The organism is Catonella massiliensis, from assembly GCF_016651435.1.
GTDB lineage: Bacteria > Bacillota > Clostridia > Lachnospirales > Lachnospiraceae > Catonella > Catonella massiliensis.
Map to the genome: position 1 here is coordinate 2,424,635 of NZ_JAEPRJ010000001.1, position 13,620 is coordinate 2,438,254.

A 13,620-nucleotide genomic window follows, 5' to 3' on the forward strand; every position below is an offset into this window, starting at 1 on the left:
TCAACGCTTACAACCAGATTTATAAAATACCTATCCAACATTAGTTCTAATCATCATAGTGACCTCGACAAGACAGAATTTCCAATATGCCATTTTTTATTCTATAAACAAATCTATTACTATCATCAATTCTCCTGCTCCAAAATCCACTAAGCTCACCTTTCAAAGGCTCTGGTTTTCCAATTCCATCAAAATTATCTCTTTCAATATCTCTTAATAGAGAATTAATCCGTTTTAATGTTTTTTTATCTTGTGACTGCCAATAAATATAATCTTCCCATGCCTCATCAAACCATATCTTTTTCATTTATTCGGCCACCTCTATCATTTCATGTTCCACACCATTTCCCGCATTAAGAGCAGCAATACCTCTTCTTAGATGTTTCATATTACTCTCCGAATAAAACGGATCAGCAGATACTTCAAATGGAATTCTTTTTTCTCTTCCTACTTTTTTTGCAAATATCTTAAATGCCGCACTCATAGAAATCCCCATTTCTGAGCAAGCCTCTTCCATGCTTTTCTTAATATCCGCATCTAACTTGAAATTAACATTAACTACCTGTGCCATGATAACTACCTCCATTTTTTATACTGATTATAGTATAAGCTATTATAAAGAAAAAGTAAAGAATAATACTTTATCAAAAATAGCCCCACCTATTCTGGCAGGGCAGCATATTTTACTTATTTATTTTGTAAATTTTATATCTTACGCAGTTTCATATACTCATCATTTGCTTCAAGCAGCTTCTTGTAATAATCATCATAGGTTTTACTAAATTGCCTGATAAGAGGAATTGCAGTCTCATAGTAATTATTATCCTCCATATATTTTTTAAGCTTATCATATATTTTCTTCATTAGACTGCTTGCGTATTCATCACTGTTTTTAAATTCCTCATATTTAGTTACTGTATCCTTGTTCTCAGTCCACCACTGCTTGATGTCTTCTACAGCTTTAATCTTAGCATTGTTTACATCCTTTAATTCATTTATCCCTAAACCAGCAGTGTTTTTTTCAATGTAATCTCTTTCTTCTTCAGATAATTCAAATGTTGGCAGGCTGTCCAGATAGTTTATATACTCATTATAAGCTGAAGTTTCTGATTCTTTTAACGGCTCGCTTAAAAAAGGCTGATATGCGCTAAATATCATCATACCAAAATATCCCGGAAAAGCTCTTTCAAGTCTCTCATAAATAGTCTCTCCATTTTCAAGAAGTTCAAGTCTTTCTTGAATTACATTGTCATTTTCTCCCTTTATAAGCAGCTCCAGTATATCCTTTCTTTTTTCTTCTACTTCTAATTCATGCTGTTTCTTCCGAAGCGCAGATGACAAGGTATTATAGTTCAATACATTTTTAATCTCAGTTATACTTAGTCCCACCTTCCTATAAAGAGATATCTTGTTTAAGATTTGTATATCCTTCTCACTATAGTCTCTATAGCCTTTCTCAGACTTTTTCGGGCAAATCAGCCCTCTTTCTTCATAATACTCTATTGCCTTTCTCGTAAGACCGGTCAATCTTTGTATTTCATTTCTTAACATAGTCATCACCTCCTGCCTACAGTGTAGTACAGTCCCTAAGGGACAGGTCAAGGGGATTAATATCTTTAGTAAAAATCCAAAGTTTGGCTTAAAACTGCCTTTATTCTAACTTTTAATTTTTATAACCTCTCAATATCCTTTACCAGCTCATCAACCTCAGCCTCAGTATTAGCCCAACTTGTACAGAACCTTACTATATGGGAGTCTTCGTCATATCTCCCCTCATATTCAAAGGCGTATTTTGGGGAAAGTTTATCCATCTGCCCCCTGCTTAGTATCACAAACTGCTGATTGGTTGGGCTTTTTATGTAGGTTTTAATCCCCTTATCCTTAAAGGCTTTCTTTATCTTCATTGCATATTTTACTGAAGATTTGGCCATTTTAAAATAAAGCCCATCTTCAAAAAGAGCATTAAACTGCGCTCCAAGGAGCCAACCCTTTGCAAGGAGGGCACCGTTTTGCTTCATATAGCTTCTAAAGCCTGACATAAGAGACTTGTTGGTAATGATAACTGCCTCACCAAACATTGCTCCGCATTTCGTACCACCACAGTAGAATACATCCGCAAACTTCGCCAAATCTTCCATAGTTACATCATTTCCCTCTGCTGCCAGTCCATAGCTAAGCCTTGCTCCATCTATGAAAAAATAGAGGTCATACTCCTTGCAGACCGCACTTATTTCTTCAATTTCCTTCTTAGAGTAGATAGTTCCATACTCTGTAGGGAATGAAATATAAACCATCTTGGGCTCTGTGATATGCTCCTTTACACCGCTGATTCTATAATTTTCTGCCACCTCTTTTACCTGTGCAGCAGTAAGCTTGCCATCTTTTCCTGCTACTGTCTCAACCTTATGCCCTGTATTTTCTATCGCTCCGGTTTCGTGTACGCTAATATGACCTGAATCTGCACTGATTACGCTCTGATAGCTCCTAAGCGCAGAAGTTATCACGATGAAGTTAGTCTGTGTGCCCCCTACAAGAAAATGCACCTCTGCCTCAGGCTTATTTATGTATTTTTTTATCTCAGCCTTAGCTTTTTCACAAAGCTCATCCAGCCCGTATCCTGGGTAACTTACATCACTTATATCCATAACCGCCTTAAGCACCTCACTGTGCGCAGGCTTATTGTAGTCGTTGTTAAATCTAATCATTTTGTCTCCTCTCTTTTAATTACTAAAAACTATAAATATTATACCTATAATTTATCGCAGTTAAGAAAAGAACCCTAAGGAAGTTGACGGCTCCTTAGGGTTTATTTTGTGTCTTGCTAATTCTTTAATTTATTGGTCAGACTCATCATACTATATTATTAAAAATTTTGCAAGCTTTTTATTTCTCACCCTCTCTTAATTCCGTTCTTATTAAGCAAATATCCCATAACCGAGCCTACAACACCACCAAGTACATGGGAGAGATTGGAAATATTGTCCCTGACCATAATACCGTCATACACCTGCTGTCCTATAAAGATGACAGCTACCAATATAAAGGTAAGTGGTATTTCTCTGTCCTTGAAGCCTGTAAATGAGCTAAGTAAAATAAAGGTAAAAACCACTCCACTTGCTCCACAAAGGGCTACATTCGGAAATAGTATATAATTCACAAGTCCTGTAATAAGAGCAGTAATTACTATCGACTGTATGAGGAGTTTACTTCCGTACTTTTCCTCAAGCAGCGGACCTAAGAGCAGGATATAGGTAATATTTCCCATAAAATGATCCACACCGCTATGACCGAAAACATGGGTGAAAAATCTGAGGTAGGTCATCGGATTGGTAAGCGAAGAATGATAGGTCATAAAAAACAGCTTATTAGTCGCCCCCTTAGTAAATATATTAAGAGCCAGCGCAATCAGACATATCGCTGAAAATCCCAGTACTACAGGTGAATTAATCGAAATCTTAAAACCTTTGTTCATTATATCCTTCTCCTTCTTACAACATAATAAGTGGTATGTTATCACGCCAAGATGTATCAGGCCTGTCTGTAAGTTACCAAAACATCTCCTCAACGCAATAAGTGGCATAATATCATACCCAGTCTTTAATCAGCCCCGTCTGTAAGTTACCAAAAAAGTGAATGTGCGAAGCACTCTGAACTTTTTTGGTACTTACAGAGGTAGGGGCGTCACTTAGTATATAATATTATACCACATATCAGTTCCCACACTCAATACTAATTTCCGTAAATTTCCCAAGTATATCATCTACTGTTATCTTAGCCTTCTCTTCCTTAGCCTTATCTATAACAGCCTTACCCTGATGCATCATAAGCAGCCTATTCCCATACTCCACAGCATATCTTAGGTTATGAGTTACCATAATGGCCGTCAACTTTTTCTCCTTTACCACCTTGTCGGTAAGCTCCATAATAAGGTCAGCAGTCTTGGGGTCAAGAGCCGCAGTATGCTCATCAAGAATCAGAAACTCAATAGGAGTGAGAGTTGACATAAGCAGGGTTAGAGCCTGTCTCTGACCGCCTGAAAGAGACTTCACCTTTGTATTTAGTTTGTCTTCAAGTCCAAGACCCAGTCCCGATAATATTTCTTTATAATAATCAATCCTAGCCTTATTTATTCCAAAGGAAAGCCCGAACTTCTTGCCCTTATTATCCGCAAGGGAGAGATTCTCAAGTATCGTCATCTCAGGACAGGTTCCAAGGGAAGGGTTCTGATACACCCTGCCTATCCTCCTATTTCTCACATATTCTGGAAGCCTTGCAATACTCTTTCCCTCTATCACTATGTCTCCCTTATCAAGAGGGATACTGCCACATATGAGATTTAACATAGAGGTCTTGCCTGAGCCGTTACTTCCTATAACTGATACAAACTCACCCTTTTTTATATTCAGGTTAAAATCTTCAAAGAGGCACATTTCATTGACGGTGCCGGGATTGTAGTACTTGTAAATATTCTTAAGCTCAATCATGCCCTGCCTCCTTTCCTCTTTTTAAGATTGCCTGCCGCAAGTATAATCAGTAACAGAGCTGCTGTGATAAGCTTCAAGTCGGATGGCGCAAGTCCCATAGAGATAGCTACGGATACGCATGCCTTGTAGATGATGGCACCTATTACTACAGCTGTAGTAGGCTTTATAAAGTTAAAATGCTTCACAAGGCTGATTCCAATAATTACATTTGCAAGTCCAATAACTACGGTTCCTGTGCCTATAGATATCTCAAAGAAGCCGTTCATCTGACAATATACGCTTCCGGCAAGGGCTGCAAGGCCATTTGCAATGGCAAGTCCAAGTATCTTCACATTTCCCTTGTCCTTTGCAAGGCTGGTTACAAGCACATCATTGTCACCAACTGCACGAAGTAAAAAGCCTGACTTAGTTTTAAGGTAAAAATCAAGCAAGATTTTTGCAATCAAAACAATGATTACTAGTATGATGAGGTTGCTGTACTGCTTCATTCCCTCAGGAAATATTTTCGCAAGGACATCGTTTTCAAACAAAGTCTGTTTGCTAAAAAGCGGTACATTGGCCTTTCCTGCTATTCTAAGATTTACAGAGTAAAGAGCTGTCATTACTATGATGCCTGAGATTAGGTCACGAATCTTAAGCTTTACATTGATAATTCCCGTAACCACTCCAAAGATGACTCCTGCCGCTGTTGCCACAAGCATGGCAAGGGGAATCGGTGCTCCAAGAAGAATCATAGCTACAGTTACTGCCGCTCCGAGTGGAAATGTTCCGTCCACAGAAAGGTCTGGAAAATCAAGTATTTTATAAGTAATGTACACGCCCAAGGAGAGAATGGCATACACAAGCCCCTCCGTAAGCACTCCCAATATAATCTGCATTTTAGCCTCCCACATCTATTAAAATAAAGTACAAGCATTTAGCTATGAGTCAAATCTATCTTTAACTCCTTGAAATGCTACTATTCCATATAATGTCACTGCTTATTTAGCTGTGTCACCTACAATATTTGACACAGCTAAATAAGAGTAAATAATTATTTTTTATGGCAAGCCATTTTTGAACGAGCCATATTCAGTCTTTTTACTTTCCTACTTCTTTATATCCTTCAGGAAGTGTAAGTCCGTAAGACTTAGCAGCCTCTTCATTGCCGTATAAGTCAGCTTCTTCAAAGGTAAGGAACTTCAGATCACTTGCTTTTGCCTCTCCCTTAAGCACCTTTGCTGCCATCTTACCTGTCTCTTCTCCTACATATACATAATCAAGTCCCATGCTGGCTACACAGCCCTTTTTAACCTGCTCTATCTCGCTTCCAAATACTGGTTTGCCTGCCTTTTTAGCCTTATCAAGAACTATGTCAAGGCTGTTTACCACTGTGTTGTCTAATATGTTGTTTAAGCAGTCAACCTTTGTTAGTATACTGTCAGTTGCAAGAGGCACATCTGCGGAACTTGTTACTGACTGCTCTATTATTTCAAAGCCGTATTCTGGAGCGGCTTCCTTGTACTCCTTAACTGACATTTCTGAGTTTACCTCACTTGTACAGTAGAGAATGCCGATTTTCTTTGCTTCAGGCATTATCTTCCTAATCATTTCAAGCTGCTTTTTGATAGGGAGCTTGTCGCTTGTACCGGTGATATTGCCCACTGAACTGCCATCCTCCTTTGCAAGCTCTGCTGCTACAGGGTTGGTAATGGCTGTGTAGACAACAGGAATGTCCGTATCCTTTGCAGCGCTATAGCTTATCTGAGCCATTGGTGTTGTGATTGCACAGATTAGATTTACTTTTTTAGCTGCAAAATTATTGGCTATCTGGGCTGCTATACCACTGTCTGCTCCTGCATTCTCGTAGATTATTTCAAGGTTTTCTCCCTCTTTATAGCCTCCTTCTGCAAGACCCTTAATAAAGCCCTCTCTGCAGTTGTCAAGTGAGCCATGCTCTGCAAACTGTCCTATACCTACAACTACCTTGTCTCCACTTGTCGCCTGGCTTCCCGATGAAGCGGTGCTAGAGCTTCCTGACTTAGAAGTGCTGCCTGACTGTGTAGAAGTATTAGCTATGCTGCCTGACTTAGAAGCGCTTGAAGAAGTCTGCTTATTAGCTCCGCAGCCAGTAAGTGCTGATACCGCAAGTGTAAGTGCAAGTCCTAATGCTACCATTTTGTTTGATTTTCTCATATCCATTTCTCCTTTTTGGTGTAAGCTAATGGACCTACACAGTTATAGTATTCAGATGTTCATTTAGCTCTAAATAAGGTAGGCTATAAGTAAATCTAACTTTACAGAAATATTTATCTCTGCCAAATAAAAAAAGCCCCAAGCAGAAGAAAAACTTCTACTTGGGACGAATATTATCCGCGTTGCCACCCAATTTGATGCAAATGCACCATCTTTACCCCGTGCCATCACACAGGTAATGAATATAACGGTCATCACTCCGTCTTACCCTACTTGGTTCGGATAAGCCCTCAGGAGTCCATTCACTAAGCTTCCTCATGCTGATTTCCACCATCACAGCTCTCTGGTATGAGTAACCCTTAACTACTACTCTCCCTCACAGGTTTGATGTTTGATATGATAACTGATTGTGATAAAGATGTCAATAGGGAAAATTATTTTTTATAATCTGCTGCCTACAAGCTCTGCAACAGTGTATCCGTATTGTCTGATGCTCTCGTATGCCTTCTGCTGCCATTCCTCCTTTATGGTTCCGTCTTCTCCTACAAAGAAGTTTGGTTCCATATATCGGATGATAACAAATTCAGAAGTTTTTTGTCCGAATCCATCTCCCCTGCTAAAGTCAATCCCCCTGCCTGTGTTTCTAACCATAGCGGCTTCAATGATAGGCAGAGTAATCTCATTTACAGGCAGGGTCATGTCAGGAGTGTCAAAGAAGCCACCCTTTTCCTTGGTGTAGATTGCCAGATTGCTTATAGTGCCGTTTGTCACACACTTTGCTCTGCATATCCTGTTGATATCGACCTTATGCTTTGCACCACTTATAACTCCGTTTGCAATCCTTATCTCCTTTTCTTTAAGGTTAAAGCCAAGGGTAAGGTCAAGGGTAAATAAATTGTCAGGAAATGCCTGTGTAAGCTTATATGCAGCAAATGCGACCAGAATAAGCTTGGTTTCTAAAATGTTGTGCCCGTTGTTAGCCTTTGTATCTGTATCTATGTCACAGATATTTTTCCCCTGATTATCTCTAAATATAAGGTTGTAACTTTGATTAGAATTGCAGTATCTCATCGGCAAGATTGCACCTACCTCGGAAAACTTAATCTCAAGTGATTTTTTTCCATCTGCTGTATTGTAGGAAAGTCCCTCCGCATTTAGAGAAATTGTGTATTTAGGATTCTCAATAACTATTTTCTGTTCGCTAAACAATGTCTTCATCGTTTCATCCTCCGGATATTTATGGTGTAACAATATTATATCATAAATAATAATATTTTGCTACAGAAAATTTGAGAGTTTATTTAATCCATTAATATTTCTGTGCGGTCCTCATCTTTCCTCCCCTTCTCTCATAATCCTCTTTTATTTCTTTATCCCAGCCACTGTTATCAAGGCAGGCACTGACCTCCGCTACACTGTCCGCAGTCATCACTGTACTAACAGCCTTTGCTACTGCGTGATACATACCAGCTGTACCAACTCCATCACATACGTAGTTTACTGCCCTATCCTTATGTATGCCAAATCTCTCAGCTTCTGCATAGGCATCGATATTGGCTCCGATGAAAATAAATTCCCAGCCATACTTATCTTGCTGCCTTTTAACCATTTTTTGTACTTTATCGTATGAATATATAAAACTTGAATTCTCCATACCATCAGTAGCGATTACAAAAATGGTCTTCTCAGGTCTGTCTTCTGTCCTTGCGTACTTATGAACATTACCGATGTGGTCAATCGCACCGCCTACTGCATCTAAGAGAGCCGTACCTCCTCTTACAAAATACTCTTTGTCAGTCATAGCCTTAACCTTGTCAATCTGCACTCTGTCATGTAATACCTCGTGTTCAGTGTCAAAAAGCAGAGTCGAAACCAAAGCCTTTTCCCCTGTCTTTCTCTGCTGTTCAATCATCGAGTTGAAGCCACCTATTGTGTCCGCTTCAAGCCCTGCCATAGATCCGCTTCTGTCCAAAATGTAAACTATCTCTGTGTAACCTTTACTCATAATGATACCTCCGTTTTCTTTGTTTTTATTTGGTGATATCATCATAACTCGAAAGGCAGGAAAAAAGGTCAACCCTAGGGCGACCTTTTAAGTTTAAATGATACAAGCTTCAAATCAGCCTCTTTATCCGGAATCAGATTTTACTTTGATGTGTCTACTTTTGAAAAGGAGGATTAGTAAAAAATATGCTGTATGTCTATTTTTGAAAATAAATAACTAAGACTTCCCATACCTAAAATGGGATCCGTACCTTGAAAATTCAATACTTCAGCTACTAAAATAACGATTTATGCCACTACAGCCTCCGGATGGAGCGCACTACGCAGATATTCAGGTAGTCTTGCTTCAAAATCAGCAGTAAAAGCAGTCAACTGCTCATCACTGAGCTTTAAGATTACCTGAAGGCTTGCCATCAAGGCATCCATCAGGATGCCAAGTGATCTGCTGAAAGTAATGTCTGCCATTTCATCGACAAGGAAGAAGAACAACTCACCAAGGGTTCTCTGATCTTCATTTTGACGTTGCTCCATTGCAATTAACATATATCTGGTAAGCACAATTGCTACGTGGGCTGTTAGTGCATCATAAGATAAGCTATGGCATTCTCCAATAAGATTCAGCATAGATTTGCAGGTTTTGAAAAAAACCTCAATTTGCCAGCGTTTTCCATAAATACGGATAATCTCTTCTTCGGAAAGGGTAGTATCTGTGCAGATAAAAGCAAGCCAGTCCTTGCGATTAGCTTTGTTCCTTACACAAACAATCTTTGCCGGAATTGGATTCTCCTTTCCTACCATAACACAGACAGAAAGCAGATACTTTGATTTGCCACGGCACTTTTTGTTCCGGGAATAGATCTCTTTGATATTCAGTTGCTCACCACAGTGTGAATACTTGATTCGACTGCTTTTCTTAATCATAGCAATTACGTCCATACCTTTTGAATGGATAGCTGTGATTTGATCGGGGTTTGAAAACCAGGAATCAAAAAGGACATAATCAGCTTTCAGCCCTGCACTGAGAGCAGTATCCAACAGTGTCATCATTGCTTCAGGAGCTTTTGTCTGAGCAAGTTTACGCCTTTTACCTGCAAGGGTTCTGTTATCAAAGTGTTTTACAGGACCGATGATATTTGTATCTTTTGCAGATGCTAACAAGCAGCTGTTCACCGGGATAAGTGTATTTCCATCGCTCCAGCTTAAGGTAAGCATACGAAATCCTTTTTTGAAATGCATATCCGTGTGATCGAAAACCTTTGACCCCAGCTCAGTTTTCTTGCAGCTGGTGCGATTGAAAAGACTGTCATCAATGATGAAAACATTTTTCCTTTTATCATCTGTTAGGTTTTTGAGATCATTATTTACGATGTCAGCAGCAAGAAGAGAAGTAAAACGAAGCCAGTTTGTTTTTACCGAATTAAGGAAACGATAAAAAGTGTTCTTTGAAAAATCTTCCTTAAAAGAACCGGTACGTTGTTGCATATACATACTTCTTCCAACGAAAATGTTGCTGAGTTTGTAACGAAGCAAAGAAACAGGTGAAACACCTTTTTCTTTCATCCCATTACATCTGGCAATAAGCCTGCCAACATGATGTCTGGAAAAAAATCTTCGAACACAGTCAATTAAGTTATTCTCATCGAAATGATTTTGTGTTATACTGGACATGGCATAAATCTCCTTTGTACAATGGTTTCTTGTCAATTCCATTATACCAAACTGGGTAGGTTTATGCCATTCTTTATTGGCTGAAATATTGAATTTTCAAGGTTCAACACACCGTATTGGTGTGGGAAGTCTTAGTAAATAATAGTTAAAAGCGTGGCCAGTGTCCACTTTTGAAAAAAGAAAAAAAGGAAAAACATTTTTTGTGTCTACTTTTCTTGACTGCTACAAAGACATAGAAAGTCCCTTGAAAAAGTTGATGCTTTGTCTAAAAAGTCCCTTGGAAAAGTTGATACTTCATTCAAAAAGTCCCTTGAAAAAGTTGATACTTCATCCAAAAAGTCCCTTGAAAAAGTTTTGGCTTTAGCTACAATGATGCTTATGATAGCATATTTTAAGACCATCATTATCCAAATCAAAAGTAATTACTTTTTCAAACCATCAATTCTTAGTTCCTCTTTTTAAGAAAACCTCAATAAGGTCACAACATTCCCTCGGATTATCTTCTATCCAGTCCCATTTCAGTACATTATTTAAAAAAAGTTTCTCATTTTTAAGTTCAAGCGTACCTAAGTCAAGACACCCATACTCATCTTCTCCACCGGCAAATACAAAGTAATACGGATCTGTACCAGTGTTTTTCACGGTACCAGCCCTGTTAGAAAAAGCAGACTCAATATTTTCTTTAAGCTGGCTTAATATATCCGTGGGGATATCTTTTTTTAATTCAATTACTAAGACTTCCCACACCAATACGGTGTGTTGAACCTTGAAAATTCAATATTTCAGCCAATAAAGAATGGCATAAACCTACCCAGTTTGGTATAATGGAATTGACAAGAAACCATTGTACAAAGGAGATTTATGCCATGTCCAGTATAACACAAAATCATTTCGATGAGAATAACTTAATTGACTGTGTTCGAAGATTTTTTTCCAGACATCATGTTGGCAGGCTTATTGCCAGATGTAATGGGATGAAAGAAAAAGGTGTTTCACCTGTTTCTTTGCTTCGTTACAAACTCAGCAACATTTTCGTTGGAAGAAGTATGTATATGCAACAACGTACCGGTTCTTTTAAGGAAGATTTTTCAAAGAACACTTTTTATCGTTTCCTTAATTCGGTAAAAACAAACTGGCTTCGTTTTACTTCTCTTCTTGCTGCTGACATCGTAAATAATGATCTCAAAAACCTAACAGATGATAAAAGGAAAAATGTTTTCATCATTGATGACAGTCTTTTCAATCGCACCAGCTGCAAGAAAACTGAGCTGGGGTCAAAGGTTTTCGATCACACGGATATGCATTTCAAAAAAGGATTTCGTATGCTTACCTTAAGCTGGAGCGATGGAAATACACTTATCCCGGTGAACAGCTGCTTGTTAGCATCTGCAAAAGATACAAATATCATCGGTCCTGTAAAACACTTTGATAACAGAACCCTTGCAGGTAAAAGGCGTAAACTTGCTCAGACAAAAGCTCCTGAAGCAATGATGACACTGTTGGATACTGCTCTCAGTGCAGGGCTGAAAGCTGATTATGTCCTTTTTGATTCCTGGTTTTCAAACCCCGCTCAAATCACAGCTATCCATTCAAAAGGTATGGACGTAATTGCTATGATTAAGAAAAGCAGTCGAATCAAGTATTCACACTGTGGTGAGCAACTGAATATCAAAGAGATCTATTCCCGGAACAAAAAGCGCCGTGGCAAATCAAAGTATCTGCTTTCTGTCTGTGTTATGGTAGGAAAGGAGAATCCAATTCCGGCAAAGATTGTTTGTGTAAGGAACAAAGCTAATCGCAAGGACTGGCTTGCTTTTATCTGCACAGATACTACCCTTTCCGAAGAAGAGATTATCCGTATTTATGGAAAACGCTGGCAAATTGAGGTTTTTTTCAAAACCTGCAAATCTATGCTGAATCTTATTGGAGAATGCCATAGCTTATCTTATGATGCACTAACAGCCCACGTAGCAATTGTGCTTACCAGATATATGTTAATTGCAATGGAGCAACGTCAAAATGAAGATCAGAGAACCCTTGGTGAGTTGTTCTTCTTCCTTGTCGATGAAATGGCAGACATTACTTTCAGCAGATCACTTGGCATCCTGATGGATGCCTTGATGGCAAGCCTTCAGGTAATCTTAAAGCTCAGTGATGAGCAGTTGACTGCTTTTACTGCTGATTTTGAAGCAAGACTACCTGAATATCTGCGTAGTGCGCTCCATCCGGAGGCTGTAGTGGCATAAATCGTTATTTTAGTAGCTGAAGTATTGAATTTTCAAGGTACGGATCCCATTTTAGGTATGGGAAGTCTTAGTCAATTATTGTACTGTACAGTCCAACATGAGCATTTATAACCCTATTATTTAATATCTTAAACCAACTGCATCCTTCATAATACAATGTCAGTTGTCATCTTTATATATCGCAACTTTATTATATGCTTTGGAATTGTCATAAACTACTACAAAATCGCACAATGGCACTACTCTTGTTAACATGTCTAAAGATGCCTCGTATCTCTTTCTTATGACATCTTCAGGAATCCCATGTCCACCATTTGCAACTCTACGCTTAACTCGTTCTATTGCCAGTTCCGGACTATCTAATCCAATATAATATAAATTAACTAAAAATCCGTTTTCTTTTACCTTCTCAATGATTCTTAGAATAGTCTGCCCGGTTAAGGTTGATTCCTGATTAAATGAAACACCCTGTTTAATAAAGGAATTCAGTCTACTTAAAGCTTCTCTGCCTGCCTTCATCTGGTCATTCTGATTACTCCAATCACCACCACTTGCAGCAAGAATTTCATCTGCATTCACTCTGTTTTCATTTTCATCAAATCCCATTGTGCGGTAAATGGTCGTTTTCCCAGCACCATTTACTCCCGCAAACAAGGTATAAATTTTATTATTTTCCATATTTTTCATGTTCTATAGTCTCCATTTGTTTTCTTTGTAAGAAAAAATCACCCACGATTTTGTAGAAAAATTCCTCATCCTCACTTTCAAAATCTACCCTATTATTTACCAATAAGTGTTTTGGATCAAAAACAGTCTTACATTTTAAATATGCTTCATGCATATTTTTAGCAGCTTCATCAGTTGTATATTCCATGGTTTTTTCCTCCTTCCTATAAACAGTGGTCATTTGTTGATTCCGATTCTCCAAAATTAGAATAACGGTTCAAAAAAGCATCCTCTTTGTTTTTTTTGTGATATCATCATACCTCAAAGTGCATAAAAAAGGTCAACCCTAGGGCGACCTTTTAAGTTTACTTGATGCA

15 protein-coding genes and 1 other annotated feature are annotated in these 13,620 nt (G+C 38.5%); of the genes, 1 reads left to right on the forward strand and 14 read right to left on the reverse strand.

Annotation, left to right across the window (positions count from 1 at the left end):
- Positions 1–46: 46 nt before the first annotated feature.
- The 12 genes from JJN12_RS10845 to JJN12_RS10900 all read right to left on the reverse strand — a co-directional run bounded on the left by JJN12_RS10845 (position 47) and on the right by JJN12_RS10900 (position 10,973).
- Positions 47–307, reverse strand: a complete 261-nt coding sequence (locus JJN12_RS10845) for a Txe/YoeB family addiction module toxin (protein WP_208429700.1) — start codon at positions 305–307, stop codon at positions 47–49.
- A complete protein-coding gene (locus JJN12_RS10850) occupies positions 308–571 on the reverse strand; it encodes a type II toxin-antitoxin system RelB/DinJ family antitoxin (protein WP_208429701.1) in 264 nt (87 codons plus the stop codon).
- Positions 572–705: 134 nt separating this feature from the next.
- The gene (locus JJN12_RS10855; RefSeq protein ID WP_208429702.1) at positions 706–1,551 is read right to left on the reverse strand and encodes a MerR family transcriptional regulator; all 846 of its coding nucleotides are present in this window, start codon (positions 1,549–1,551) and stop codon (positions 706–708) included.
- Positions 1,552–1,670: 119 nt separating this feature from the next.
- Positions 1,671–2,705: a threonine aldolase family protein gene (locus JJN12_RS10860; RefSeq protein ID WP_208429703.1), complete on the reverse strand. Its 1,035-nt coding sequence runs from the start codon at positions 2,703–2,705 to the stop codon at positions 1,671–1,673.
- A gap of 185 nt (positions 2,706–2,890) precedes the next feature.
- A complete protein-coding gene (locus JJN12_RS10865; protein WP_208429704.1) occupies positions 2,891–3,472 on the reverse strand; it encodes a rhomboid family intramembrane serine protease in 582 nt (193 codons plus the stop codon).
- A gap of 238 nt (positions 3,473–3,710) precedes the next feature.
- Complete coding sequence (locus JJN12_RS10870) at positions 3,711–4,484, reverse strand: ABC transporter ATP-binding protein (RefSeq protein WP_208429705.1); 774 nt, start codon at positions 4,482–4,484, stop codon at positions 3,711–3,713.
- Positions 4,481–5,362 carry an ABC transporter permease gene (locus JJN12_RS10875; protein ID WP_208429706.1) on the reverse strand — a complete coding sequence of 294 codons (882 nt, stop codon included), beginning with the start codon at positions 5,360–5,362 and terminating at the stop codon, positions 4,481–4,483. Before JJN12_RS10875 ends, JJN12_RS10870 begins: the two co-directional genes overlap by 4 nt.
- Positions 5,363–5,564: 202 nt before the next feature.
- Positions 5,565–6,659, reverse strand: a complete 1,095-nt coding sequence (locus JJN12_RS10880; RefSeq protein WP_208429707.1) for an ABC transporter substrate-binding protein — start codon at positions 6,657–6,659, stop codon at positions 5,565–5,567.
- Positions 6,660–6,818: 159 nt separating this feature from the next.
- Positions 6,819–7,048 (reverse strand) — a binding site (T-box leader).
- A gap of 52 nt (positions 7,049–7,100) precedes the next feature.
- Positions 7,101–7,877 (reverse strand): hypothetical protein, encoded by a 777-nt coding sequence (locus tag JJN12_RS10885; protein WP_208429708.1) that lies wholly within the window; start codon positions 7,875–7,877, stop codon positions 7,101–7,103.
- A 91-nt stretch (positions 7,878–7,968) separates the two neighbouring features.
- Positions 7,969–8,664, reverse strand: a complete 696-nt coding sequence (locus JJN12_RS10890; RefSeq protein WP_208429709.1) for a vWA domain-containing protein — start codon at positions 8,662–8,664, stop codon at positions 7,969–7,971.
- Between the two features lie 287 nt (positions 8,665–8,951).
- Positions 8,952–10,331: an IS4 family transposase gene (locus JJN12_RS10895; RefSeq protein ID WP_208429710.1), complete on the reverse strand. Its 1,380-nt coding sequence runs from the start codon at positions 10,329–10,331 to the stop codon at positions 8,952–8,954.
- 438 nt (positions 10,332–10,769) lie between these two features.
- Positions 10,770–10,973, reverse strand: a complete 204-nt coding sequence (locus JJN12_RS10900) for a hypothetical protein (RefSeq protein ID WP_208429711.1) — start codon at positions 10,971–10,973, stop codon at positions 10,770–10,772.
- Positions 10,974–11,197: 224 nt separating this feature from the next.
- Here JJN12_RS10900 and JJN12_RS10905 point away from each other — a divergent pair, with 224 nt between their 5' ends.
- A complete protein-coding gene (locus JJN12_RS10905) occupies positions 11,198–12,577 on the forward strand; it encodes an IS4 family transposase (protein ID WP_208428079.1) in 1,380 nt (459 codons plus the stop codon).
- A 159-nt stretch (positions 12,578–12,736) separates the two neighbouring features.
- On the opposite strand, the gene JJN12_RS10910 is transcribed toward JJN12_RS10905, so the two are convergent.
- Together JJN12_RS10910 and JJN12_RS10915 are read right to left on the reverse strand one after the other, a co-directional pair.
- Entirely contained in the window at positions 12,737–13,264 is a 528-nt protein-coding gene (locus JJN12_RS10910) for a zeta toxin family protein (protein WP_208429712.1), read from the reverse strand.
- Complete coding sequence (locus JJN12_RS10915) at positions 13,245–13,451, reverse strand: hypothetical protein (protein ID WP_208429713.1); 207 nt, start codon at positions 13,449–13,451, stop codon at positions 13,245–13,247. Before JJN12_RS10915 ends, JJN12_RS10910 begins: the two co-directional genes overlap by 20 nt.
- Positions 13,452–13,620: the final 169 nt, after the last annotated feature.